Annotated in this window: 21 protein-coding genes and 1 tRNA gene; 11 read left to right on the forward strand and 11 right to left on the reverse strand. The window is 47.2% G+C overall.

The window, feature by feature from the left end; translation table 11 throughout:
- Window positions 1-5: 5 nt before the first annotated feature.
- On the forward strand, window positions 6-1685 hold the full coding sequence (locus tag NWE92_04450; GenBank protein ID MCW4028880.1) for an amidohydrolase: 1680 nt from the start codon (window positions 6-8) through the stop codon (window positions 1683-1685).
- Window positions 1686-1754: 69 nt separating this feature from the next.
- Here the strand turns inward: NWE92_04450 and NWE92_04455 are convergent, their stop codons facing one another.
- Window positions 1755-2606 carry a hypothetical protein gene (locus NWE92_04455; protein ID MCW4028881.1) on the reverse strand — a complete coding sequence of 284 codons (852 nt, stop codon included), beginning with the start codon at window positions 2604-2606 and terminating at the stop codon, window positions 1755-1757.
- Window positions 2607-2778: 172 nt separating this feature from the next.
- Here NWE92_04455 and cysS point away from each other — a divergent pair, with 172 nt between their 5' ends.
- The gene (gene cysS, locus NWE92_04460; GenBank protein ID MCW4028882.1) at window positions 2779-4197 is read left to right on the forward strand and encodes a cysteine--tRNA ligase; all 1419 of its coding nucleotides are present in this window, start codon (window positions 2779-2781) and stop codon (window positions 4195-4197) included.
- A 278-nt stretch (window positions 4198-4475) separates the two neighbouring features.
- Here the strand turns inward: cysS and NWE92_04465 are convergent, their stop codons facing one another.
- Both NWE92_04465 and NWE92_04470 read right to left on the reverse strand, forming a co-directional pair.
- Complete coding sequence (locus NWE92_04465; GenBank protein MCW4028883.1) at window positions 4476-5234, reverse strand: lipoate--protein ligase family protein; 759 nt, start codon at window positions 5232-5234, stop codon at window positions 4476-4478.
- A 60-nt stretch (window positions 5235-5294) separates the two neighbouring features.
- The gene (locus NWE92_04470; protein MCW4028884.1) at window positions 5295-5789 is read right to left on the reverse strand and encodes a tetratricopeptide repeat protein; all 495 of its coding nucleotides are present in this window, start codon (window positions 5787-5789) and stop codon (window positions 5295-5297) included.
- A 137-nt stretch (window positions 5790-5926) separates the two neighbouring features.
- Between NWE92_04470 and NWE92_04475 the strand changes: the two genes are divergently transcribed.
- From NWE92_04475 to rnz, 3 genes are read left to right on the forward strand one after another with little or no spacing between them, the layout of a single operon-like run.
- A complete protein-coding gene (locus NWE92_04475; protein MCW4028885.1) occupies window positions 5927-6808 on the forward strand; it encodes a ribose-phosphate pyrophosphokinase in 882 nt (293 codons plus the stop codon).
- A complete protein-coding gene (locus NWE92_04480) occupies window positions 6808-7854 on the forward strand; it encodes a DNA methyltransferase (protein ID MCW4028886.1) in 1047 nt (348 codons plus the stop codon). Before NWE92_04475 ends, NWE92_04480 begins: the two co-directional genes overlap by 1 nt.
- Entirely contained in the window at window positions 7854-8774 is a 921-nt protein-coding gene (gene rnz / locus NWE92_04485) for a ribonuclease Z (GenBank protein ID MCW4028887.1), read from the forward strand. Before NWE92_04480 ends, rnz begins: the two co-directional genes overlap by 1 nt.
- Here the strand turns inward: rnz and NWE92_04490 are convergent.
- Window positions 8763-9545 carry a sugar phosphate isomerase/epimerase gene (locus NWE92_04490; protein ID MCW4028888.1) on the reverse strand — a complete coding sequence of 261 codons (783 nt, stop codon included), beginning with the start codon at window positions 9543-9545 and terminating at the stop codon, window positions 8763-8765. The genes rnz and NWE92_04490 overlap by 12 nt on opposite strands.
- A gap of 157 nt (window positions 9546-9702) precedes the next feature.
- Between NWE92_04490 and NWE92_04495 the strand changes: the two genes are divergently transcribed.
- The gene (locus tag NWE92_04495) at window positions 9703-9861 is read left to right on the forward strand and encodes a hypothetical protein (protein MCW4028889.1); all 159 of its coding nucleotides are present in this window, start codon (window positions 9703-9705) and stop codon (window positions 9859-9861) included.
- Between the two features lie 47 nt (window positions 9862-9908).
- Here the strand turns inward: NWE92_04495 and NWE92_04500 are convergent, their stop codons facing one another.
- From NWE92_04500 to NWE92_04520, 5 genes are all read right to left on the reverse strand, one after another.
- Window positions 9909-14852: a PQQ-binding-like beta-propeller repeat protein gene (locus NWE92_04500; protein ID MCW4028890.1), complete on the reverse strand. Its 4944-nt coding sequence runs from the start codon at window positions 14850-14852 to the stop codon at window positions 9909-9911.
- Between the two features lie 214 nt (window positions 14853-15066).
- Window positions 15067-15585: a YkgJ family cysteine cluster protein gene (locus tag NWE92_04505; protein ID MCW4028891.1), complete on the reverse strand. Its 519-nt coding sequence runs from the start codon at window positions 15583-15585 to the stop codon at window positions 15067-15069.
- 69 nt (window positions 15586-15654) lie between these two features.
- Window positions 15655-16131: a class I SAM-dependent methyltransferase gene (locus NWE92_04510; protein MCW4028892.1), complete on the reverse strand. Its 477-nt coding sequence runs from the start codon at window positions 16129-16131 to the stop codon at window positions 15655-15657.
- Window positions 16132-16169: 38 nt separating this feature from the next.
- Complete coding sequence (locus NWE92_04515) at window positions 16170-16502, reverse strand: hypothetical protein (protein MCW4028893.1); 333 nt, start codon at window positions 16500-16502, stop codon at window positions 16170-16172.
- 109 nt (window positions 16503-16611) lie between these two features.
- On the reverse strand, window positions 16612-19488 hold the full coding sequence (locus NWE92_04520; GenBank protein MCW4028894.1) for a DEAD/DEAH box helicase: 2877 nt from the start codon (window positions 19486-19488) through the stop codon (window positions 16612-16614).
- Between the two features lie 234 nt (window positions 19489-19722).
- On the opposite strand from NWE92_04520, the gene NWE92_04525 reads away from it, so the two are divergent.
- The 3 genes from NWE92_04525 to NWE92_04535 all read left to right on the forward strand — a co-directional run bounded on the left by NWE92_04525 (window position 19723) and on the right by NWE92_04535 (window position 21262).
- Window positions 19723-19893 carry a chorismate-binding protein gene (locus NWE92_04525; protein ID MCW4028895.1) on the forward strand — a complete coding sequence of 57 codons (171 nt, stop codon included), beginning with the start codon at window positions 19723-19725 and terminating at the stop codon, window positions 19891-19893.
- A 197-nt stretch (window positions 19894-20090) separates the two neighbouring features.
- Entirely contained in the window at window positions 20091-20633 is a 543-nt protein-coding gene (locus NWE92_04530; protein ID MCW4028896.1) for a signal peptidase I, read from the forward strand.
- Window positions 20634-20701: 68 nt separating this feature from the next.
- Complete coding sequence (locus NWE92_04535; protein MCW4028897.1) at window positions 20702-21262, forward strand: TATA-box-binding protein; 561 nt, start codon at window positions 20702-20704, stop codon at window positions 21260-21262.
- 3 nt (window positions 21263-21265) lie between these two features.
- On the opposite strand, the gene pyrE is transcribed toward NWE92_04535, so the two are convergent.
- Window positions 21266-21856, reverse strand: coding sequence for an orotate phosphoribosyltransferase (gene pyrE / locus NWE92_04540; GenBank protein ID MCW4028898.1), 591 nt, complete (start codon window positions 21854-21856; stop codon window positions 21266-21268).
- A 583-nt stretch (window positions 21857-22439) separates the two neighbouring features.
- Here pyrE and NWE92_04545 point away from each other — a divergent pair.
- Both NWE92_04545 and NWE92_04550 read left to right on the forward strand, forming a co-directional pair.
- Window positions 22440-22517 (forward strand) — tRNA-Arg (locus tag NWE92_04545).
- Between the two features lie 442 nt (window positions 22518-22959).
- Complete coding sequence (locus NWE92_04550) at window positions 22960-23673, forward strand: toll/interleukin-1 receptor domain-containing protein (protein MCW4028899.1); 714 nt, start codon at window positions 22960-22962, stop codon at window positions 23671-23673.
- A 660-nt stretch (window positions 23674-24333) separates the two neighbouring features.
- On the opposite strand, the gene NWE92_04555 is transcribed toward NWE92_04550, so the two are convergent.
- Window positions 24334-25125, reverse strand: coding sequence for a nucleotide-binding protein (locus NWE92_04555; protein ID MCW4028900.1), 792 nt, complete (start codon window positions 25123-25125; stop codon window positions 24334-24336).
- Window positions 25126-25164 lie beyond the last annotated feature (39 nt).

The raw sequence follows: 25164 nt of genomic DNA on the forward strand, positions 1-25164 counted from the left end.
CCGTAATGGTTGAAACAGCAGAAATCATTCCAACATCTACCGAGTTAGCGGACAGTATCTACTTCGGCGGAGACATCCTGACCATGGAAGGCGAATCCCCCACCTATGTAGAGGCACTCGCGGTGAGGGAGGGCAAAATTCTTCTTCTCGGTTCCAAGTCCGATGTCGAAAAAACACATGGCGACGCAACCCGGATGGTTGATTTGGAGGGCAAAACGCTTTTGCCAGGGTTTGTGGATGGACACAGCCACATATTTCTCTTCGTGGCGACTCTGGACTTCGCTGACCTCAACCCCCCTCCCGTAGGGTCTACCCAAAATATCCCCGATATCATACGCGCCCTCAAAGCCAAAAAGGAGGAGCTAAAACTTGGCGACGGTGATTGGGTGATTGGCTGGGGCTACGACCCCGACTTGCTCGTGGAACATCGGCATCCGACCGCCGTCGACCTCGATTCCGCTTTTCCCACTAATCCCGTGCTTTTGATACATACCTCCCTGCACATGGTTGTCGCCAACTCAGCTGCCATGGCTGCCAAAAAGGTAACAGCCCAAACCAAAGATCCGCCCGGAGGCGTCATTGTGCGTAAGCCGGGTACGCAGGAGCCAGAGGGGTTGTTTGAGGAGGCTGCAGCGCAGGTGTTCTTTTCGGATAAGATTACGGCGCGGGAACCCGTCGAGGTGGCTGCACAGAAGCTTCAGAGGGCGCAAGCGTATTATGCAAGCCACGGCATCACCACAGCTCAGGAGGGGGCGATGACTTCTGAGCAGATGGAAGTTGCCGAGTACGCTGCTGAGCGTGGGCAGCTTTTTTTGGATTTGGTGGGTTTGGTTTTTCAGCCGTTTGCCGAAAAAAAGCTCGACACAATCCCGTGGGGGGTTTACCGTCATGGGCTGCGATATGCGGGATTGAAGCTTGTTGTAGATGGTTCTCCTCAGGGCAAAACGGCGTATCTTAGCCAACCCTACCTGACCCCTGTGCCGGGCTGCAAAGAAAACTGCTGCGGCGCCCCCGACCTGACCCAAGACCACGTCAACGACCTGTTCTTGAAATGTTACAAACGCAAAATCCAAGTTTACTCTCACTGCAACGGCGACGCGTCTATCGACATGATGATTGCAGGCCACCAGTACGCAATCCAACACTTACCTGACCAAACCGTTGATCGCCGCACCGTTATTGTGCACTCCCAGATTATGCGCCCTGAACAATTGGATGCCTACTTGCGGTATGGGCTGTTTGCTTCCTTTTTCACCAATCACACTTACTATTGGGGCGATGTGCATCTAAAAAATTTGGGGGCGGAGCGCGCCTCATTTATCAGCCCAATGCATTCCGCCATAAAACTGGGCATCCGAGTGGCTAACCACACTGACTTTACGGTGACGCCGCTGAATCAGTTGTTTGTGGTTTGGTCTGCGGTTAATCGTTTGACCCGTAGCGGTAGGGTGCTTGGTCCCGATGAACGTGTCACTGCCTTTGAGGCTTTGCAGGCTATCACCCTTGGTAGTGCGTTCATGTGTTTTGAGGAGGATAGCAAGGGTTCGCTTAGGGCGGGGAAGTTGGCTGATTTGGTGATTTTGGATCAGAATCCGCTTAAGGTGAATCCACTGGCTATCAAGGACATTCAGGTTGTGAGTACCCTTAAGGGTGGTCGGGAGGTTTTTCGACGAATTGTTGGTTGATTGGTTTTTTTGCTTCTCGGTACCTCTGAGGGGTACCCCCTCCCTTTTTTAAACTACAACTAGGCTACCTTAACTTAGTGTATGAATCACTACCAGCCGCCACTCTTGTCCATAGGCGTCTACGGTTGTCCAGTAGCATTCTTTCTCTGCAGGTGTTGTGGAGCCGTTGAGGGTGAAGGTGTACTTGCCATATCCCGAGGGTGCATCTGCAACTCTGTGCCCAAGTGCCAGTAGCGAAGTGTAATCGGCATATGCAGGGTCCGTGAACATGTTTTTCCATTGCTGGGCAGGGTCGGAATCGTAAACCATCAAGCCATCCGTTTGCATTCCGATTATTTCATAGGGTTTATCCGCGACAGCAATTGAAATTGAGTTTTGTATCAGGGTTAGGGGGTCAAAAATCACGCTGACAACGCCGATTAATTCTTTGTCGCTGTTAAAAACTGGGGCTGCTATCGCGTTGCCCATCATGCCTGATTGCAAGGGAATTACTGGCGTCATAACGGGGGCTATTGGTCCGTAGGGGTTTGGGTTGAGGTAGGTTTGTTCGCCCACGTTTCTGCTTTCAATGCTGCTCCAATTTGAGGGTTCAACCGCCACGATTACGTTATCCAAGTTTTCGGTTGCAGCGTTAATAATGAAAGAACTGTTAGCTGCCAACGCGCCAAGAATCGAATCCGCTTGGTCACCCACAATTCCAACCAAGGATAGCTGCTCCGAAGCATAAACCAAACTCTCTCCAATCCTGTTTAGTTCGGTGGATATGCTTGTTTGTGCTTTTGATAATGTGGCAGTCATGTCGACTCTGGTGGCATCCGCGCTGTTTGGCGCTATGTTTTGGGTAGTAAGGTAAATGTTTGCAGATAAAGATGCGATTAATATGGCTACCAGAGTGACTGTGAGTGCTCTAAATTTATCCACGGTTGCTTGTTTCCTCTTCAGGATAGTGGCGGCGTTTGCATTTAGATTTTGCTACGTTAAACAGAACACTATGGCAGGTTGACTATTTTTTGCGTAACAGCTTTGCCAGCTTGGGCTTGGCGCTGGTGAATGCTTATATAATTTCGGCTCCGTAGTTGTTTCGGCTGAGAAAGTGACCAATACCCAAACTAACATTTGCCTTTTTAACACCCTAACCCGCCAAAAAGAACCCTTTCACCCCCTCGAAGCGGGAAAAGTCAAAATCTACACCTGCGGACCAACAGTCTACGATTACGCCCACATCGGCAACTTCCGCGCTTTCCTCTTTGAAGACCTCTTCAAACGATGGCTCCAATACCGCGGCTACAAAGTCCTACACGTCATGAACCTCACCGACATCGACGACAAAACCATCAAAGGCAGCCAAAAACAAGGTATCCCCCTGCGGCAATTCACAGATTTCTACGTCAAAGCCTTCTTTGAAGACATTAAAGCCCTAAACGTGGAACCCGCCGATGTCTATCCCCGCGCAACCGACCACATCCCTGAAATGGTCACCATAATCAAAACCCTCCTCGCAAAGGGCATTGCATATCGAGGCGAAGACGGCTCAATTTACTTCTCAGTCTACAAATTCCCCCCATACGGGAAACTATCTCACCTCAAAGTGGACGAACTCAAAGCAGGCGCCCGAGTCTGCCAAGACGAATACTGCAAAGAAGAAGCCCAAGACTTCGCCCTTTGGAAAGCATGGACCCCCGAAGACGGCGACGTCCATTGGGAAACTGAACTGGGCAAGGGACGCCCCGGATGGCACATTGAATGCTCCGCCATGAGCATGAAGTATCTGGGTGAAACCTTTGATATTCACTGCGGCGGCGTCGACAACATGTTCCCCCATCACGAAAACGAAATCGCCCAATCTGAAGCTGCCACAGGCAAAAAATTCGTCGACATCTGGATGCACAACGAGCACCTCCAAGTCGAAGGCAAAAAAATGAGCAAACGCCTCGGCAACTTCTACACACTCCGCGACCTCCTCGCAAAAGGCTACGACCCAATTGCAATACGCTACCTGTTGATGTCGACGCATTATCGGCAACAATTCAACTTCACCTTCGAAGGCTTAGACGCAGCAAAAAGCGCAGTAGAGCGGTTACGAAACTTTGTGCGGCGACTCCATGAAGCCGACGGCAAAGACAGCGACGGCAAAGTCGCAGCCTTAACCCAAAAACTCGACTCTTGCTTCGGCGACGCTATGGACGACGACCTCAACGTCTCAATAGCACTCTCATCACTGTTCGATTTTGTCCGAGAAATCAACAGCCTACTCGACGCAGGCATGGTCAGCAAAGCAGAAGCAGCCGACGTCGGCGGCAAAATGATGCAACTTGACGATGTGTTAGGCGTTATCGGCAAGGTAGAAGCCGCAGAGGCATTGCCCAGCGAGATTGATGCTTTGGTTCAGAAGCGTGAAGCCGCGCGGAAAGCAAAAAACTGGAAGGAAGCCGACGCTATCCGCGCCCAACTCAAAGCCATGGGTATCGTGCTTGAGGATACGGCGCAGGGTATCCGATGGCACAAAGAGTAAGCCTAAGTTTCCTCTCTTCTTGATTTTTTCTTTATGTGGGTGTCGCGGTTTCTGCGGTGCCACAAGACTGGTTGTGTGGGTGGCTGCTTTTTGGATTTGCAATGTTTTTCTGCGTCTGTCATGATGTGTTAGCAGCGTTTTTCTTCACAAGAATACATAGAAAACCTCGATTATGCATGTGGTGACATGTGGGGTTCGCCTTAGATTTAACAAGAAATTAAGCAATCAATGCCCCCTAAAAAGAGGCTTTGCAGGGCTTAGGTTTTGCCGCTCAATTTTCACTCTTGTGTTGAGTATTTTTCTTTGTAGAGTCTTTCTGCGGTTTCTTTTTCGGAGGCTGTTAGTTCGCCCTCTTGCAACTGGATTTTTAGGGTGGCTTTGAAGCCTTGAGCAAGCGCGTTGGCGACGGTGTTGGGGCTGATTTTGTGCCCCAGCTCGGTTTGGATGCTGGTGATTTTTTGTTTGGCGATGTCGGCGGCTTGCATGCAGCTCGCGCCCCTGAGTTGGAGGAGCTCGAACATGCGGGGCAAATCCACGTTGACAAGGACGGTGCCGTGTTGGAGTACCACGCCGCGGCTGACGATTTGGCTGCTCCCCGATATTTTTTTGCCCGCCACGGTAAGGTTGGGACAGTTCTTTGCGTCGCCGCTACTAAAATCGGCTGGAACCCCCAAAAGGCGGAGGGCGTCGGTTATGGCGCCGTAGATTTTGACGTAAACGGCTGGGATGTCGCTGCCTAAATCGGCGGTTTTGGCGATGACGCTGTAGGTGACTTCGCCTTCGTAGTCGTGGTAGACGGTTCCGCCGCCGCTTATGCGCCGCACCACATCCACCCCAAGTTGCGCTGCCCTTTCGAGGTAGACCCACTCTGCGGGGTTCTGATTTCTGCCCACACTCACCGCACTTGGTTGCCAGCGATAAAACCGCAACGTATTCGGGACTTCGTCGGCGATTCGGGCATTCAAAATTGCTTCGTCAATTGCCATGTTCCATGCGGCACTTTGGGTTTGGAGCGGAAGATAACGCCAAGTATCCATAACAGCTTCACATTCTCGTTAACTGAAGATTACCATTGCCTTCAACCCTAAAAGCCTAACCTACCGCTGCAATTCTTTTAGATGCGCAGTTATGGCGGCGACGTTGCCGTCAACCATTTCCAGCCACTGCTTATTTTCCGCGGTATCGAGCCCCTTGTTGACGAAGATTTCTTTCGCACGCAAAAGAGCCTCAATCGCTTGGTCAAAACATCCAAGTGCCGCCAACGCGGTGCCCTGATTCACCTGCGCCATCAACCATCTACCCGTATCCGCAGGGCAACTTTCGCCGTGTTGGTCATAGAAGATTAAGGCTTTGTTGGCGGCTGCAAACCCCTCCAAATGCTTCCCCCAGCGCCCGTACGCTCCTGATAAGCCCGCGTAGCAAGAGGCTTCAAAACGGGCTTTGTCAAATTCTGTGTCGGAGGGAAGGGACTGGCAAAGTTGCAGGGCTTTGTTGTAGCATTCAACGGAGCCTTCGTAGTTGCCTTGGTGGAAGGCGTCGTCGGCGTCTTTGAAGGCTTTTTGCATATCCCTTAGTACGTGTGCCGTTTTCATGGTTTGCACTAAGGGCTAGTTATATTTGGGTTTTATCAAGCTTTATCGACAATTCAAGGCGGTGACCCTTTTTTTGGTTTGAGCTTAGGTAAGCCTTAAAACCTAAACGTGCATTTCTACAAAGCAGAGGAAGCAGAATGAAGATTATCTCAGGTCCATCATCCAAACCCCTCGCAGAAGCCGTATCAGCCCAAACCGGCATCCCAAACATATCCGTCTCCGCCAAGATTTTCCCTGACGGCGAATCCTACGTCCGCATCGAAGGAGACGTAGCAGGCGAAGAAGTCGCAATCATCCAAACCACCTGCCCACCAATGCAGGACGGCAGACTATTCCAATTATCTTTCCTTGCTGACGCTGCGCATCGCGCTGGCGCCAAAAAAGTCACCGCAATCGTACCCTACCTTGCGTATGCAAGGCAGGACAAAATGTTCCTCTCAGGCGAGGGCATAAGCATCGAAACCATCTCACGCATGCTCAAAGCCGCAGGCGTAGATGACCTCCTCACAGTCAACATTCACTCCGAAGCCTCCCTCGCCACGTTCCCCTTCCCCGCCCGAACCGTCAGCGCCATCCCCCTCATCGCCAAATACTTCGTCGAGAAAGGCTGCAAAGGCGCATTCGCACTCTCACCCGACAAAGGCGCCATGTACATCGCGCAGCAAGCGCAGGCAGTGCTGGGCGGCGATGCAGGTCACCTTAACAAAACCCGCGACCGCTATACTGGTCAAACCGTGCAAACCGCCGAAGGACTCAACGTGGCGGGACAGACAGTTATTATCCTTGACGACATCATCAGCACCGGCGGCACCATCGTTGGGGCAGCAAAAATCCTCCGCGAAAAAGGCGCCAAACATGTCTACTGCGGCTGCGTCCACGGGCTCCTAATAGGCGACGCTGAAAAACGCATCCTCGACGCGGGCGTAGAGGAAATCATTGGCACCGACAGCGTACCTGGCTCGGTGAGTAAGGTTTCTTTGGCGCCGCTGCTTAGTGAAGCTCTCAAAGGCGCAGTTTAGTGCCCAAACTCTTCTTTTTACTCTCAGGCGAGAACCAGACGCTGCCTGCAGCTGAGGTCAAGGCGATTTTGGAAGCCGAAGGCTACGGCTACACTGACCCGCAGGAATTGGACCAAGTTCTTCGCTTAGAATCCGCATTCGACAGCGTAAAAGTCGTGCAGCTCCGTTCGGCTTACACGCGGGTCTGCGCACAAGAACTCTTCCTATCCGACGCCAACATGGACGCCATAACCCAAGCCGTAGCAGAAACCGATTTCGGCGCAGTACTCAAGGCAGGCGAAAGCTTTGTGGTGCGCATCAACCGCATAAAAAATTACGCCGACACCGAACTCAACACTATGACGCTGGAAGGTCAGTTGGGGAAACTGATTTTAGGCAAAGTACCTGATGCCAAAGTGGACCTCAAAAGCGCCGACAAAACTTTCCTCGGAATAATCACCAGCGAAAAGCTGATTTTAGGACTCAAACTCACCGACATCACCAGCAAAACCTTCAGCGAACGGCGTCCACGTAAAAAACCATTCTTTCACCCCTCAGCGATGCCCTCAAAGATGGCCCGATGCATGGTAAACCTCACACATGCCAAAGCCGAATCAGTGTTACTGGACCCATTCTGCGGCACTGGTACCTCGCTAATTGAGGCGACTTTCATCGGTTGCCGCGCGGTGGGGGTGGATGCGCAGAAGCGGATGGTTGTGGGCACCAAAAAGAACCTTGCACATTTCGGTATCTCGGCGGAGGGGCTGATTTGGGGTGATTCCCGCAAAATTCCCCTAACTAAAGTGGATGCTGTAGTCACTGACCCACCCTATGGGCGTTCTTCGAGCACTTTGAAGTCAACAACTATGCAGCTGGTCATGGACGTTTTGGCTGTGGCGCATGGCTTGCTGGGGATGGGGCAACGGATTTGTATAGCTTCCCCTAAAACATTGAATATAACGCGGCTCGGCGAAGAGTTGGGCTTTCGGCATGTGGAATCCCACTTTGCCTATGTCCATGCGACGTTGACGCGGGAGATTGCAGTATTCGAAAAGGTGCAAAACTGATGAGTATGCGTGTGGTGTTTTTGGGGACTGGCGGTGCCGTGCCTACTCTAAAACGCAGTTTGCCCTCTTTTGTAGTGGTGTGCCCCAAAGACCAGTGGATGTTCGACTGTGGAGAAAACGTCCAGCGACAAATGCTCGCAGCAAAAGTTAGTTTTCACCGAAAAATGAAAATCTTCATCACCCATCTGCACGGTGACCATGTTTTGGGTTTGCCTGGGCTGCTGCAGACGATGGCGCTTATGGACCGCAAAGAACCAGTCCAAATCTATGGCCCTGTCGGTCTCAAAGAATATCTGCTCTCCACCAAAAGTACGCTTAACTTTGGCTTAACCTACCCTGTAGAAATCTACACCATACTCTCGGAAGGTGTCGTTTGCGACCATAAAGAATACCTTGTTGTAGCCCAAAAATCCAACCACTCCATCGACGGCTACGCCTACGCCTTTGAGGAGAAACCGCGTCCCGGCAAATTTTATCCCAAAAAAGCCACTGCCCTTGGAGTGCCAGCGGGCGAGTTGTGGGGCAGGCTGCAGGGCGGCGAGGAAATTAAGCTTTCAGAAGGCAAAGTTGTGAAACCCTCCGACGTTATGGGTCCGCCACGGACTGGTAGAAAAATCGTTTACACAGGCGACACCAAACCCTACGAAGCCTTTGCAGCGTTTGCGCATGGAGCGGATTTGGTGATTCATGACTGCACCTTCGACGATTCCCTTGTGGATAAAGCAGGTGTTGATGGGCATTCGACGCCTAGTCAAGCAGCGGCGCAGGCTAAAGCTGCAGATGCACAGCAGTTGGTGCTTTTTCACATCAGCGCACGGTACTCTGATGCGTCTTTGTTGTTGGAGCAGGCGAAAAAAATCTTTCCCAACACGATTCTTGCTGAGGACTTTTTGGAGTTAGAGTTGCCCCTACCCAAGTAGCTGTTTGAGTTTTTGGATGCTCTCAGGTACGTGGTTGGTGGATTCGATGATTACGAATTTGTCATAGCTGATTTTGTGCAGGGTTTCGGCGAACCAGTCGTAGTCTATGGTTCCGTAGCCGATGCCGTTGTGTTCGTCGTTGTCGCCGTGGTTGTCGCTGGCGTGGATGTGGATGATTTTGTCGGCTAGCAGGTTGAAGAAGGGCTGAATTTGTTTTTCGAGGTGGGCGTGGCCAATGTCTAGGGTTATGCCTATGGGGAGGTTGGTTTCACGGTACAGGCGCATGTACTCTTCGGGGGTGCTCATCAAGAACCAGTATTTTCCGGGAAGATTCTCCAAAGCCATGTTTACGCCTAGGTTTTCTGCTTCTGCGTAGAGTTCTTTGATGCTTTGGCAGGTGACTTTGAAGTCTGCGTCTGGGTAAAATTGACCGATTCCCGTTTTTTGTCCGGGGTGGAAGACCCAGATTTTGGCGTCGATGGCTGCGGCGTTTTGAAGGGATACTTTGAGGCGTTTTAAGGATGCGTTGAGCATGGTTTTGTTGGGGGAACCGATGTTTACGTCGGCGAATGGCGCGTGGATGGAGTATTGGAGTTCATAGGATTTGGCGGCTTCTCGGAGTTGGGTTACGCGGGCTTTGTTAAGGTCATGGGTTCCGTCGTCGAGGATTTCGACGGTTTGGGTGCCCAAGCTGTCTAGGTGTTTGACCATGCGGTTGAAGGGTTCGCCAAGTAAGTAGAGGGTTGAAACGCCGACTTTGGGTTTAGCCATAGTATTTCCTCAGTATAGTGGATTGTTGGGTTAAGAGGATGCGTTCCTAAAGAACTTAATCCTAAAAAGAAGTTGGACCTGCGGGAATGGCTTTTTGTTTTAGGAATGAAGCTTATAAGCAGCTTTCAATCATTTTGGCTTGGAGAAGGAAGGCTTAATGGATTTTGCACTTGCCAAGATGTGCCTACGTTCACTGCAAAGAGAATTCGCCTGCTATTACGACACAATTTTTTCCCGAAAAGCAGCCTCACCTATCTGCATAGTTTTGTGCAGTACAATAATAGTAACCTATGTTTTGAGCCAAATAGGAATCTAAACTAATTTCAAAATTAAAAAAATAAAAGAGATGGTTATCCCCTGCATTTAGTTTGCAGGAGTTAACTTGCCTCGTCGTGTGTAGAGCCCATAGAGCACAATGCCCAAGATGATTATGGCGACTACTAAGGGCAATACTAAGCTGTTGGTTTGGGTTTGTTGTTGTGTTGGTGTTGTGGTTGGTTGAGTGGTGGGAGTTGGTGTTACTGTTGGTGTTGGCGTCGGAGTTAATGTTGGGGTTGGTGTTTCTGTTGGAGTTGAGGTGTCTGTAGTTTGGGTGGCTTCGTTTGCCAATCTTATGATGGGTATGTAGAAGATGAATACGTACTCCGTTTCAATTTCGATTTCGGCTGTTTCTACTTCGGTGGAGAATGTTCCTGAAAGTGGTACAACTGAGGTGAAGCCGTCGGGTAGCGTGATTGTGTAATTGTAATCGCCCATATGGACTTCAAAGGTTATGGTTTCATTTGTAGAGGTGATGGTTTGTCCGTTTAGGGTGACGCTCCAGTTGGTTCCTGAGGGTAATCCTGTTTGGGTGAAAGTTACGTTGAAGACATAGTTGGGGTCTATGGCGAATACGGGTGTGATGGTCATGTTTTCGGTCAAAGTCAACGTTAGGGTTTGATTGGTGTTTGTTGTGGTGCCGATTGTCCAATTAGCCAATAGGTAGCCTGGTCTTGGAGTTGCTGTTATGTTGAGTTCTGTGCCGTAGTCATAGGTGTAGTTGCCGTATGCTGGGTTGGTTGCTCCGCCTAATGCATCGATTATGTTGAGTTGTACCTGTGTGGTGGTGATGTATATGTCTAATGTGTGGTTTTGATTCATCAATATTGAGTAGGAAGTCCCAGTTTGGATTTCGCCATCGATTACTAGGTGGTCAAAGGTCCACTCAGGCGGCAAAGCGCTCTCAAAGTTGGTTTCTCGTCGTGTTCCGTCTTTGCAATCATAATCTTTGTAGCTTAATTGTTCGCCGTCAAGGTAGACTGTAACTCCCAAGTTGTATAGGCGCACGAAGTTGGCTGTTACAGTCATGTTTCTGCTTATGGTTATACTGGTCGTGGCTTCTCCAGATGCGTCTCCGCTCCAGCCGTTGAAAGCCCAGCCAGAAGCTGCGATAGCTTCCAAGTCGACATCTGTTCCATAGAGGTAGGTTTGGTTGCCGGGTGTGACTGATCCTTGACCGACGGTTGTCATGGTTAGGCTATGGCTGTTGTGGGTGAAGGTTGCAATGACCGTGAAGTTGCCCGTCATGGTTAGGGTGGTGTTGGTGGTGCCAGATGCGCTGCCTGTCCAGTTAGCAAAACTCCAGCCCTCGTTAGCTATGGCTTTAAGATCAACAGAGTCGCCGTAGTAGTAAGTAGCGTTGCCGGGAAGCACACTGCCCTCGCCATCGGTTTTCATAGTTAAGATGCAAACGTCTCTCTCGAAGGTGGCGATTACGGTTTTGTTGCCATCCAGCAGAATACTAGTTGGGTTTGTTGAACCAGACAGATTACCAGTCCAGTTAACAAAGTGCCAGCCTGTACTGCCTGTAGCGGAGAGGTCAACAGTGGTGCCTGAGAGGAAAGTTGCGTTGGCATTGGTTACGCTGCCCTGACCAGTAGTGATTATCGTCAGGAGATAGTTGTCTTGGGTGAAGGTTGCGGTGACTGTTAGGTTGCCTGTCAGGGTTAGGGTGGTGTTTGTTGTGCCTGAAGCTGCGCCTCCCCAACCGCTAAAGGTCCATCCTTGGTCGGCTATAGCGGTGAGGTTAACGATTGTGCCTGAAAGGTAGCTGCTGTTGCCGGGGGAAACAGTGCCGTTGCCTGAGGTAATGACTGTTAAGGTGTATGTGTCCTGTGTGAAAGTTACAGTTATGGTTCTGTTGCTATCAATTGTCATGATTAATGGATTGTCTGTGCTGTGGAATTTTGCTCCTCGCCATTCGGTAAAGCTCCAGCCTGCATCAGGAACTGCTGTGAAGTTAACTGTTTGACCATAAAGGTACGCTCCAGTTGCGTTTCGGATAACCGTGCCGTTGCCAACTACATCAAAATCTATGTAGTAGACGTTTTGGGTGAACGTTGCAGTGACTGTTTTGTTGCCATCTATCAGTATGTAACCGATGTTTTCTGAACCTGAAAGGTCACCTGTCCATTCCTTAAATGTCCAGCCTACTCCGTCTTGGGCGGTTAGGGTAACGTTGGTTCCATAAGTATATGTCCTGTTGCCGCCTTCCACTGTTCCCTGTCCAATGGTGATAATGGTTAAGGTAAAGTTGTTCGGGGTGAAGGTTGCTGTTACCGTTTTGTTTGCGTTCATGGTTATGCTGGTGTTCGATGTTCCAGATGCGTCTCCGCTCCAGCCGCTAAATCTCCAGTCTTGCATGTTAATCGCTTGCAGATCCACTTCCTCACCGTACACGTAGGTGCGGTTGCCTGGAAGAACAGTGCCTTGACCAACAGTGTGTATGGTTAGGGTGTAGCTGTTTTGGTTGAACACCGCGGATAATGTGTGGTTTGCTAGCATTTGAAGTTGGAAGGTGCTGTCGGTTGAGTTAACTTCGCCATCCAGTAGCCAGTATGAGAAGCTGTATCCAGCGTTGGGGGTCGCGGTAACGTTGGCTATATCGCCATACGTGTATGTCGTGGTTCCGTTTTCAGGTGTGGTTGTTCCGTTAACACTGCTAAGGATTAGCTGGAAGGTTGTTGGGATTGCGTAGGCTTTGATTGTGTAGTCTTGGTTCATTATGACGGTTACTGAACTGTTGTAGCCGATTGCTCCGTTAAGGTCCCAGTGTTCAAGCGTTAAAGATGCAGGTAACCCCAGATATTCAGCGGTCAAGTTCTTTTCAGAGTTAACAGAATATGTCCATACTCTGGTGCTTTGGAGGTCTCCGCTAATGTATACTTGGGCGGTTAAATTGTAGCTGTCTCTGACAAACGTTGCAGTGACAGTTTTGTTAGAATCCATACGTATCGTTGTGTTAGTAGAGTCTGTTGAATCTCCGCTCCAACCGCTAAAAGCCCAACCCGTGCCGTTTATGGCTTGAATATCCACTGATGTCCCTGAAAGGTAGGATTGGTTACCGGGCAACACGGAGCCTTCACCGATTGTTGTCATCGTCAGCGTATAGTTATCTTGGGTGAAAGTCGCAGTAACGGTTTTGTTGCTGTCCATGGTTAGGGTTGTGTTGCTTTCGCCAGAGGCGTCTCCACTCCAACCGCTAAAGCTCCATCCTGCATCGGGAATAGCAACCAAATCTACGTTGGTTCCTGCGTAATAAGTTTGGTTGCCGGGCTGTACTGTGCCGTTTCCTTCGGTTGTCATGGTCAAAGAGTGTTGATCTAGCGTTCCAAATGCGTAAATGCTGCTGTACCTCATTATGTCGGCTGAAACTGTATAGATGATTCCGTTTGCAATTATGGGTGAGCCATAACTCATGTAATTGCGAATGTTATAATTCCAGATTGCTTCGCCAGTTGTCGCATTTAAGGCCTGCAGTGTGGAGGAGCCTTGAAAATAGACCACATCATATGCAACCATTGGTGCCATTCTATATGCATTGGTTTGATATGTCCATATCTGGGCACCTGTTGTAGCGTTTAAAGCGTAACTGTATCCATCATTAGTTGCGGTAAAATATGCAATGCCGTTAGCAACAGTAACTGGACAATAAGCTGTCTTGCTAACCGTCCAAATCTCTTGGCCTGTTGTGGCATTTAGGGCAAAGACACTACCACTCGTCGAGCTAGAGTATATGGATGCATAAACTATACCGTTTTCAACGCAAGGTGCTGCGTTATTATAGTTACCTGTTGCTGAATAGTTCCAAACTTGAACGCCTGTCTGAGCGTTAAGCGCATAGAGTTTCCCATCTTCAGAACCAAAAAAGACCAGTCCTTTTGAAACCGCCGGTGAAGAATTAACATTTCCACCGGTGGTAAACGACCAAAGTAGAGTACCTGTGGTTGCATTCAAAGCATAGAGGTTATCGTCAACTGAACCCACATAGAGTACGCCGTTCGTTATTGCTGGAGAACTCGATATGCCTGATCCAGTTGTGTAGTTCCAGATGGTGTCTCCTGAAGTGACGTTTAGCGCTATGACCTTGCCGTCTCCTGTGCCGACATACAAGATGTCATTTACTATTGCGGGAGATGCGGATGAAGAGGAAATCCATGAGGAACCTAACGAATAAGTTCTAATCAGGCTGCCGTTAGCTGGATTTAGAGCAAATATGGTGGATGATCCCCCAAAATAGAGAACTCCATTAGCTATTACAGGTGACGTGAGAAATGTGCTGCGCAATCCTTCAAGGTCCCAAGTGTTCTTGGACCATAGCAAGTTGCTTGTTAGCGGCCCCATTGACGATGAGTACCCGGTATGGCCTAAGCCGTTTCCCATCATCCACCAAGTGCCCTGTTGAGCCACAAACGCTACAGATTGATACGCGTTTGCCCCATCAACGGTTATGGTTCCAGACGTCACTGACGCGTCATAGCCTGTGGGAACATCGATGACGTAGTCATAGACGCCGTTTGGTATGTCTTCAAACACGTTGGTTGGGGTTATGCTGCCTGTTGTTGTGCCGTTTAAGGTAACTGTCCAGAAGGTGCCTTCGGGTAAGCCTGATTCAGTGAAGACAACATCATATGCTGGCGGTGCTGAAGCCGTGAAATCAACGTAGATGTCTCTGGTCTGCATTGCGCTTACGTATGCGGTGCCGCTTAGTGTTGATGTTGTCGTGTATCCTGCTGGTACGTAGACTGTCCAAGGACAAGGTAAATCTCTCAGCCAGGACGTGGAATAATAGGTTGAGGTTACTGTATGATTTGTTCCTTGAATGTTTACTGTCCAGCTTGTGCCAGACGCTAAACCTGTTTCGTGAAACACTATTGTGCCGTTCATAGTATTTACTGCGGCTGCAGGCTCCACTTTAAACAAGCCCGCGGCCGAAGAGAGCACTAATAAGCTAATAACGAATATCGTTAACGTTTTATTTGATTGCATTTTAATACCTGATAAAAGTAGGCGTAAAATTTTTGATTTAAACATTATTTTCTGCGAATATGTATCATTGCTCAACAATTGTTGGTTTAAATGCTTGGTTAATTTTGGAAAGTGCTCAAAAAAGTCGAGAAAACGTGAAACTTGGCTCACATTTTGGCAGTTATGTTAAAAATTAAAAAAATGTACGTACTCCTAAAGCATACCAAAGGTAACGCTACCTGTCCCCAAACCCAACAAAAACTCCTGCACCGCGAACAGCATTATTCCGCGTAGTTTTATACTGCACCTCTCGAACACCCAACGCTAACTCCGCAAACTCCGGTACCGTATTGTAACGAAACTCCCAACTTGGCGTCCCATACCGCAACCCACTACACATGTTGTCTCCATAAATGTAGAGCCGAGCTCCGCGGTAATCAAACGCAGCCAATTTTTCTTCGCCATATTTGGGTTCTGCCAACACCTTAAACGGCCAGATTTTACAGGCTTCCGGCTTCATATTCTGCAAGCCACAAAAATAATTACGCGCGTTGTTGCAAAGAAAAGCACAAGAACCATCGCTGCCCCGTTTAATATAGAAACGGTTTAAGCCAGCCACGGTAGTCTCGGAGCCAAAGCTTTTGGTAAGGTTGAGCCATTCCGTGAAGCCTAACACGACGCTGTAGAGTTTACAGCAGTAACCGCAGGCTTTGCAGTGCCAATCAGCGATGTTTTGCCAAGGTACAAACTGCAACTTTAGCTCCCCTTTTTGGAGGCATCAAGAAGCAATAGATTAAAACCTTTCGAGGCACCCATAAAAAACCTATGGTTTATGATAAAGATAAATCGTGTGTGAAGGGTAACCTAATTGGGGGTTTTCGCAGAAATTCTCGATTTTTTGGGGACGCCAACCCACAATCTCGTAGTCATGAGAAACCACCCGCGCGCCCTTTTTTAGGTCACTTTCGAGTTTTGGCCTGATTTTCTCATTAGCACTTGTAGTCAAATACAGGTAAACAACATCTGCAGATGACAAATTCACACTAAACATGTCACCATTCACGATTGTCACGCGATCTTCAAGCCCATTCTCATGGATGTTGCTTAACGCCTTTTTAGCAAGGTCCTCACGTAATTCGATGCCGACACCGCGTGCCCCAAAGGTTTTCGCTGCCATAATCACGGTTCTGCCATCTCCTGAACCCATATCAAAAAGGACTTCGCCTGCCTTCAAATTAGCCAATTTCAACATGTACTCTACTACACTATTGGGGCTTGGGACAAAAGGAGCAATAAACATCCCGTTTCCTCCTCTAAACATAATGGTTCTACCCCTTGTTATGCAACATACGCGTCGTCATTCTTGGGTTGTCTTGGCCTGCGGGCTTCGCCGCATTTAACGCAGCTCTGAGCGCACAACTCTAGATATTTCGCTTCATCTCCACTGCCGATTGCCTCTGCTGCTTTGCTGCACAAATCGCTGGGTTCTTGGCAACCTTCTTCTCTGCATAACTTTGAAATGTATTGGCAAATCTCTTCTACATCTTGCGGTTCTAAAACAGCTCTGTTAGTGCGTACCAGCAAACATAGTTCACGCGCCATAACACAGGTTTTGACGTATTTGATGCGTTCCAAAACTTCAGTGCGCAAGTTCTTTCGGCTAATTTCCACGCTTCATTCTCCTATTGACATAACAAGCAGATAACCAAAAGTAAGAAGTTCTTGACTTAAAAAGTTGCTGTTATTTGTCCTAAACCGTTGTTTTCAAAAAAGAAGCCCGTTATTTGAAACGTTTGCTTAGTGCTTTGCGTTCCGCTTCCAAAACAAGCTCGTAGAATTTGTCTGAAAGCTTGGGTTCCTTCTCCAAAACCGCCGCAGCCTCTGCCACGTAAACCCGCCGTGCACTCAAAACAACCGCAGCCGCTTTTCCATACTTCTCAACTAACTCCGCCGTCGCTTTTGCGTGCGTCTGCATTTTTTCTTCACGCTTGGCTAAGTGTTCGCCCTTCTTTTCCAATAGTGGCAAAGCTTTTTCCTCCTCCACTTTTAGTATGCCAATGGCATGAGAGCCACAGTGGGGACATTGGGGCTTGTCCGGAAGGTCCTTTATGCGTATCATTTCCATGTAATCCCAGCAGTTGGTGCAAACAAAGTTGCCTGTCTCGTTTAGCAAGCGCGCTTTTGCCGACTCCACCAACACTGCCCGCATTTGTTCGGGTGGAATCAAATCGGTTTTCATGCTAACCCGCTCTAAGCCCACACGCGCCACAGGGCTCACATTACCGCCTAGGTCTATTAACTGTAACCGTGTTAATCCATCTTTGAGCCTTCCCAGAACCATAACTAAACCGTCAGCGTCGAGGTCTTTGCTATAAACCTCCTTAAGCCCCTCCTCATAGATGGGTGTCCCCTCAAAACTTGAAATCAACTTCTGAATACTGATGCTACTAAAGTCTGCCCACTTTTTAAGAGCCCCAAACCGCCGCGCTACCTGAATAACCCGACGCTTAAACAACCCCGTCTTCACAGTGGACGTCGTAAGTGTACTTCGTATGGCTTGTTCGCTCATTATTTTTATTTCACCTACAACCTCCTTGAGACGCTCAGCCGTCATGGCGCCCATGGTTTGAACAAACACGCGGTAGGGGTCATGCTGAACCACGATGCCACGACCCAGAATGTCAGAAAGCACCTGTCCCAACAACTGAGCAAAGGCACGGTTAATGTTTGAGCCAAAATTAGAATGAATGATTACAAACTCGCCCCACTCCTCAATCACGATACGCTCAGGCGTAGGCACAGGGAAACCGCTATGCACCTGCTCAAGCGTCTCGGTCAAAGCCCGCAAAATAGTCTCAGCATCTGCAGGATACTTCTCTGCAAGTTTGGCGCTGATTTCTTGGGCGCTGGCGCCACGTTGATTTTCTGCTTCGACAAAGCCGCGGATTTCCGCAAGGTCCTGCGCCACCTCGTAGGGCACGGGTATTTCTTCACCGATCCAACTAGGTATACTGCCGGTTGGGTCCTCGACGGGGCGCACATAAACTTTGTCTTCAGTGGTATGTATGATTTGCCAAGGGCTACCGCGGATGATGAATTTGGTTCCAGGTTTACCGTATTCCGCCATAAACGCCTCATCAAGCACCCCTATCGAGGCGTCTGCGGTTTGGTCAATAACGAGAAACTGTTTCTCAACAGGAATCATCGACAGATTATCAAAATAATACTCAAACAACGCTTTGGTACGTTGAGGTCGCAGTACCACTTGGTCCTCAAACGACGCCCACGCCAACCGCGGGAACCGTTGATGCATGTATTTGATGATTTTCTCTACATCAGCGATGTTGAGGTCTGCAAAGGGCGCCGCATTCTTGCAAATGTCGAGGATTTCACTAAAAGTTAAGCGACGATTTTTAAGCAGTAACCCCGCGATTTGATGTGCCAATACATCGTAGGGTTTATCGGGAATTTCCAGCGGCTCCAATTGCTCGTTTAATGCTCTTCGGGCAATTACCAACGCTTCTAGGGTGTCGTCGGAGTCCATGCCAATAATTAACCCCTCTGAAAGGTAACCGTAGGTGTGTCCTGCTCTACCCACGCGTTGGATAAGCCTCGAAACTTGCCGTGGACTCATGTATTGGATGACGAGGTCTATGCTGCCTACGTCAATGCCTAGTTCGAGGCTGCTCGTGGCAATCAAGCCTTTTAGTGCACCTTTTTTGAGTCCTGTTTCTGCGGCGAGGCGAGATGTTTTTGCCAGTGAGCCGTGGTGGATGGAGATGGGGAAGTCGACGTCCCAGACTTTGAAGCGTGACGCCAAAACCTCAGAGATGGAACGAGTGTTGGTGAATAGTAGGACGGATTTTCGTTTGTTCATGTAGTCGCGGATTATGCGGAGGCGGGCGGCGACTTCGGGGTGCGTGTAGATTTTGGAGGCAAACTGTGCGTCTTGTTCGGTGGGTTTGGGGTAGATGACTTGGAGCTTCACCATCTTGGCAACTGAAACACGCACCGTTTCAACGATTCGTTTTTCGCCGACGAGGAATCGCGCCACGTTTTCAGGGCTACCCACTGTTGCGGATAACCCGACCATCTGAAAATCCCGTCCAATCAAGCCTCTTATGCGTTCCAGTGCTAAGGAGAGTTGACTGCCCCGTTTGTTGTCCGCTAATTCGTGGACTTCGTCAATGACTACCCATTTTAGGGCTTGCAGATGCTGCCGAAGCACCCACCCTGAGAGTATAGCTTGCAAGGTTTCGGGGGTGGTTATGAGGATGTCGGGTGGGCATTGCGATTGGCGGGTGCGTTCTTTGGTTTCGGTGTCGCCGTGACGTACTGCTAGTTTAATGTCGAGGTTGTTGCACCACCATTGTAGTCGTTCAAGTAAATCCCTGTTTAATGCCCGAAGGGGTGTGATGTAGAGGACTTTTATGCCGGGGGTTTTTGGTTGCTGCAGAAGCATGCTGAGGATGGGTAGGAAGGCGGATTCGGTTTTGCCCGTGGCAGTTGGCGAAATCAACAGCACGTTTTTGCCGTCAAGGATTTTGGGGATGACTTTTTCTTGGGGTTCGGTGGGTTTTTGGAATCCCTTCTGTTCAATTAGCCTTCGAATGGGCTTAACAAGTAACTCAAAAGCGTTTTCGCCTGCAGTTTGCAATAAGGAGTGGACCCCGACTGTTAGAGATAAGCTTTGGTTGTGGTATAAAAAATTGTTGCGCCAATTTTGTAATCAAGCGGGTTTAAAAGGGTTTAATATGTTGAAGTTAGTGTCTGCTTTTTAGACAAGTGTCTGTTTTGCTTTTTTCGGGTGCTGATTATGTGTTGAAAATCTATGGAAAGTTTTTTATGTTATCGCGATAAAGCATGGAAGCGATGATACGGAGGAAAAATCGTGGCTAAATGTCCAAAATGTTCAACCGAAGTAGCAAAGCCCAAAAAGACTTGGAAAATGGCAGGTCGCCCAGACAAAGCTGGCAAACGCATGCAACTAGAAATCGGACTCTACGAATGCCCCAAATGCGGTAACGTTTTCCGCGAAGTCCTAAGCAAAAACAAGATCTAAGCCCCTTATTGTAGAGTCGATTGATAGTGCATTTTGCACTCTCTATTTTTCTTTTTTTGCAGTTGATTAGCGGTAATTTTAAAATCCTTCACCTTCTAAACAGTCTCTGAGATTACGACGTGTTAGCTGTAAACAGGTTATGGCGAAAGAGTACCTTCAAAATTTTAGTTGGCATAGGCTTAGCGGCGGCGCTTGTTTTGTGTGTCTGGGTCGGGTTACGAGTTGGTCTTAATACGGCTTATCCCGTTTTGTATGTGGAAAGCGGCAGTATGTGTGTTCCTCAGGGCGGCGGTTGCGATGGATGGAGTCATCTTTTTGAGCCGACGCTGCATGTGGGTGACCTGTTAATTATTGAAGGTGTTAACCCAAGTGATCTCAACGCCAATTATCCGAACAGCGACATTATTGTTTTCCGTGACCCCGCGCGTGATCGGCTTATTGTTCATCGTATAGTGTATGAGCAGAACATCAATGGCACGTTTTATTTTAAGACTAAGGGTGATGGTAATGGACCTGTTTTTTGGCCCGATTTGCCTTTTGATTTTGATGATATTCCTGATGAGCGGGGTGTGCCGCAGGATTTGGTTGTGGGTAAGGTGATTTTGCGTGTTCCTTTGGTTGGTTGGGTGCCGTTGTTTGTGGCTGAGAGTTCTTGGGGTGTTTTTCTACTGGTTGGTGTTGTGTTTTTGGTTGGTTTTGTGTTGTTTGTGTTGCCAATGCTGAGAAAGAAGAGGCTATAGTTCATAGATGTATTTATAAAGTAAACAACCGATAAATTACTATTTGAGAGCGATATAGAGGGGAACGAGTGCCAAAAGTAAAAGCAACTGTTAGCATTGAGAACGTTGTCGCTTCAGCCACGCTCAACCAAAAAGTCGACCTTAACTCTGTTGTTAAAGGTTACCCCGGCGTCGAATATCGCCCTGAACAGTTTCCTGGTCTCGTTTTTCGGCTTAAACGTCCCAAGACTGCTACTTTGATTTTTAATTCTGGAAAAATGGTTTGTACAGGCGCTAAATCGGAAAAAGAAGCTAAACGCGCCGTCATGAAAGTTATAAAGGAACTCAAGAAAAGTGGCATAATCATCATCGGCAAACCTGAACTAAAAATCCAAAATATAGTCGCTTCGGGCAGCTTTGGCGGAATGATAGACCTTGAACGAGCCGCCTATAGTCTGGGTCACGCGATGTATGAGCCTGAGCAGTTTCCGGGCTTAATTTATCGTATGGAAGAGCCTAAAGTGGTGATTCTGCTTTTTGCAAGCGGCAAATTTGTCTGTACGGGCGGTAAAAAAGAACCCAGCGTGTTTGAGGCTGTTGAATTGTTGCATGGGTTGTTGGAAGAAACCAGCCTGATTTATTACGAGTAATTGTTAGTGTTTTTTTATTTGTTTGCGGATGGTTTTTAGGTTTTCTTCGTCTATGGCTCCGATTTCAAAAAGTGTGTTGGCTATCTCGCTGATTTCTAGTAGGGGATAAAGTGTTACGCCGTCTTTTTCGAGGATTTGTTTGCCGCCTTCTTCGCGGTCTAAAAACGCGACTGCTTTTGTTACGATTCCGCCTTCTGCTCGTACTGCATCCGCGGCAGCCTTCAGAGATAACCCCGTGGTTACCAAGTCGTCGACGAGGAGCACTTTTTCGCCGCTGACTAGTACGCCTTCGACTCTGCGTTCTCGTCCATGCAGGTGGGCGCCTTTGCGGACGTATAGGAAGGGTTTGCGTAGGTTATAGGCGATTTGGGATGCAAATGGGATGCCTGCAAGCGGTATGCCTGCGATGCGGTCGAAGTTTCCAAGTCCAATCTGTTCGGTTATGTATTGGGCGTAGAAGTCGCATATTTCTCGGAAGGCATCAGGAAAACTGGGGATAACGCGGAGGTCAATGTAGTAGGGGCTGGCTTTGCCGCTGGATAACTCGAATACGCCGAATTTTACGGCGTCAATTTTGAAGAGGATGTTTGCCATGCGGGTTTTTCGGTCAAGGTTTACGTTTTGAGTTTTCAGTTTTTCACTTCCATTTTTTTTATTTGATTTGATTCCACAAATTTACTATGCATGGTGCGTTTAAAAGAAGTTGCGTAAGGCCAATTTTTGAAACGGGGATGTCTATTGATTTTCAACATGTTAATGCGGCTTGTTTTGTGCTAATACTGACCTACCCCTCTATAGTTTCTGCATAGAACCACTAATAGGATCCAAATAGACTGCAAATAGGTTCGTTGACAACAAAAGAAAACAATGAACAGCAATGTTAGCGCAATGCAGTCGGGCACTAGCAGGGCCCATTCAGTAGAGGTTAGTCATGTCTCACCCAAAAACTCTCCACCCGCCCTACGCCTATAAAGAATCCCGCGGCTCAAAAAGCATTAAACAAAACAACCTGCAAAACCAGCCAAACTACTAAATTTCAACATATTAATGGCTCTGTTTTCAGCCAATACCGACCTACCCCCCTTAGGCTTTTGCAGATTGAGTTTCGGGGTGAGGGATTGGCGGAAAGCAATAGGTAAAATTATATGTGGATGTGTTGCATTTACTCTGCCAATGTGGGTCCGTGGCGCAGTACGGATAGCGCGTCAGCCTTCTAAGCTGAAAGTCAAGGGTTCAAATCCCTTCGGACCCGCCATTGTTCTTTTAAAGTTAGATCCTGCTTTTTCTAGGTCAACGTTTTTCCTTGACCAAATTGCCCAATATGACCAATTTCTAAGTTAGGTACTTCTCTAAGTTTACTCTGAATGTAATCTGCTGATTGTTGATGATATTCAAATTGTGGTTTGTTATTCACTCTGCCTATATAGTGCCTAGCTCTAGCGTACTTTATTGTTTCACTTTTGTTATAGAAAACTTGGGTAGTTGCCATTTTACTGCAAACTTCACACTCACACTTTACACATTTGATTTTCATACTCTCACTAGCTTGGAGTTGGAGAGCTATACGTTGTATACAATGACCATTAAGAACTATTTTTGGAGCGTAAGTTGCAACAAAAAAGTTATAGCTGATATCAAAAGTAACTAATTGTCAAATCAAGGGATGGCGCGCTTTGAACAGACACGACTTCTACATAGTGGACCCTTATTACATTTTCATCTCATATGCTAGTGCAGATAACAACTTGGCGCAACTTCTCTGTGATTCACTAGGAAGAATAGTTCAGTTTAGACCATACAAAGCAGAAAACTATCCAAGTTTTGAGGTGGGGTTTAAGCAACGCATTCAAAGTGCAATCATTAACAGCTTCTTTGTTATTGCTCTGTTAACAGAAAGTGGGAAGTCCTCTCAATTTGTTAACCAAGAATTGGGTTTTGCATTAGCTGTCAAATTTTATAATAAAAATGTGGTGAAAGCTAAGTTAGACCCCAACAAGGATATACCTATAATTATCCCAATCAGCCGAAAAAATGTAGATTTAAGAGGCTTCATCACTAAAGATTCAGATGATATTCTATTTCTAGAGAATTTTAATTCAAAAGAACTTTTAGCAGCAAATGTGATATTCTCACTTAGAAAATCAATTTATAAAGGATTTCAGGGGAAAACTCTGGACTTAAACGTGTATTGTACCAATTGTCACGATAACAAGGGATTGTCTACCGGGTTTACAGTTAATCTTCCCCCAGTAGAAATTATCAATGATTTAATTCAAAAGAATAAAGCGCTAAAGTGTAAATGTCCTAAGTGTGGAAAAATAATACGGATTGATGCAAGGACTTTTTTGCCTTTAGAGGAAAGCATTTTTGAAGATGTTGATGATGACGAGTCAGTAATTGGAAAACGTTAACCTAATGCACTATATATTCAATCTGTCCTATTTGGACAAAAGTTCATTCATTCATAACAGCTAGTTACTTGATGCTTCTCTGTGTATCTATTTGGCGCTATTTTCTTATTAGGACACAAACAAATTTGTCTATGGGGTAATCTCTTGCCAATATGAAAACTTGTTCTACTCCACTAAAAACTTGGTTGTTGGTCAATAAATAATTTGACACTCAGCTTCTAAAGCTGGATGTCGTGACTTACATTTTAGTGGCTGTAATCGCTCTAAAAAAGTAATTACTCCATTGCTGATTTTTCAAAGTTTGAGGGTCGTTCAAGTACTGAGACTGGGGGAAATATTGCTGTTCTTATCTTATCCTTGTATTACCCGTTTAGCACAAGGTGGATTACCAGAAAGTAGAGCAAGCGCACTTTCTGAGTTATCAGCCTCATTTTTAAATGGAGGTTGAGGTCTTGTTGAGAATTTACTACAGCTTATTTCCTCATTCATTTCAAAAGCACAGTATGTCGATTCTTTGGAGTTATGAAACGCCTTGCAAAGAAAGCATTTTTTACCTGTCGAAGAGTCAGTTACAACTTTGCAATATATGCAATCAATGCATTTTACCATATTCCTATAGTCGAATTATGATGTAAAAACTTTGTTAAAGAAATATTTTCTTTAACTAAGCATCGAATAAGATGGAAGGATATTTGCCGCTTTTAATTCCCCTATGATTGTATCTTTGACCTCATTTACTGATTCATTGAAGTGTAAGTAACATATCCCATGCATGTCTGAAGGTAACTCGATGTTGCCCTTATACAAACAGCAAACCCTGTTTCTTTTAAGCCGTCCTATAAAGTAGCCAAATTCAAGAATAACATTTTGCCTTGCTCTGCGCTTGAATAGTGTAGCTAATTGCAAGGACACATCTAATCCTGATTTGTTAGATAATAACGGAGTTAGCCACGCAAGGTTAGATTCTGAAGGCACCGCAGCATCATCAGGTGTTAATATAACAAATGCAAAGTCTACCTTGGAGTATTTCTCAAGTTTCTCAATGATGGTATTACTAGCGCCCGGAAGGTCTTCAAGAACTAAAGGCTTAAGCCCAACATTACTAAGAATTTCTTTCAATTCCTCAACGGGTTTGCGGTCTGTTCCATGTACTATGAATACTCTACTTGATCCATTCTCATTTTTTTCACTTGATTTTAATTCTGATAGAATAGTATCAGTGATTTGAAGATATCTTAGAATTGTATCTTCTATTACTTTTTTATTTCCTTCCTCGTCAAGCGGAAATATTACCTTACCCATCTGTCTAAGATAATCACTATCATAACCAAAATATCGCTTAATCAAAACATACGTTTCCCTTTTAATATCTTCCAGTTGGATTAAATCATCTAATGCTATCGCCCTTTCCGCAAGATCCTCCAATTTGTTAATCATTTCTTCGGAGTTCATTGTAACCATAATTCACTGATTGGACTCAAAAGCTTTCCT

The sequence above is a fragment of the Candidatus Bathyarchaeota archaeon genome (genome assembly GCA_026014745.1).
Lineage (GTDB): Archaea > Thermoproteota > Bathyarchaeia > Bathyarchaeales > Bathycorpusculaceae > Bathycorpusculum.

Excerpts from the sequence above, each read along its gene's own strand:
- NWE92_04500 (MCW4028890.1), bottom strand. The coding sequence starts at position 14,852 with ATGCAATCAAATAAAACGTTAACGATATTCGTTATTAGCTTATTAGTG.
- rnz (MCW4028887.1), top strand. The coding sequence starts at position 7,854 with ATGAGTATGCGTGTGGTGTTTTTGGGGACTGGCGGTGCCGTGCCTACT.
- NWE92_04470 (MCW4028884.1), bottom strand. The coding sequence starts at position 5,789 with ATGAAAACGGCACACGTACTAAGGGATATGCAAAAAGCCTTCAAAGAC.
- NWE92_04450 (MCW4028880.1), top strand. The coding sequence starts at position 6 with ATGGTTGAAACAGCAGAAATCATTCCAACATCTACCGAGTTAGCGGAC.
- NWE92_04510 (MCW4028892.1), bottom strand. The coding sequence starts at position 16,131 with ATGTTTATTGCTCCTTTTGTCCCAAGCCCCAATAGTGTAGTAGAGTAC.
- pyrE (MCW4028898.1), bottom strand. The coding sequence starts at position 21,856 with ATGGCAAACATCCTCTTCAAAATTGACGCCGTAAAATTCGGCGTATTC.
- NWE92_04465 (MCW4028883.1), bottom strand. The coding sequence starts at position 5,234 with ATGGATACTTGGCGTTATCTTCCGCTCCAAACCCAAAGTGCCGCATGG.
- NWE92_04490 (MCW4028888.1), bottom strand. The coding sequence starts at position 9,545 with ATGGCTAAACCCAAAGTCGGCGTTTCAACCCTCTACTTACTTGGCGAA.
- NWE92_04495 (MCW4028889.1), top strand. The coding sequence starts at position 9,703 with ATGGATTTTGCACTTGCCAAGATGTGCCTACGTTCACTGCAAAGAGAA.
- NWE92_04475 (MCW4028885.1), top strand. The coding sequence starts at position 5,927 with ATGAAGATTATCTCAGGTCCATCATCCAAACCCCTCGCAGAAGCCGTA.
- NWE92_04555 (MCW4028900.1), bottom strand. The coding sequence starts at position 25,125 with ATGAACTCCGAAGAAATGATTAACAAATTGGAGGATCTTGCGGAAAGG.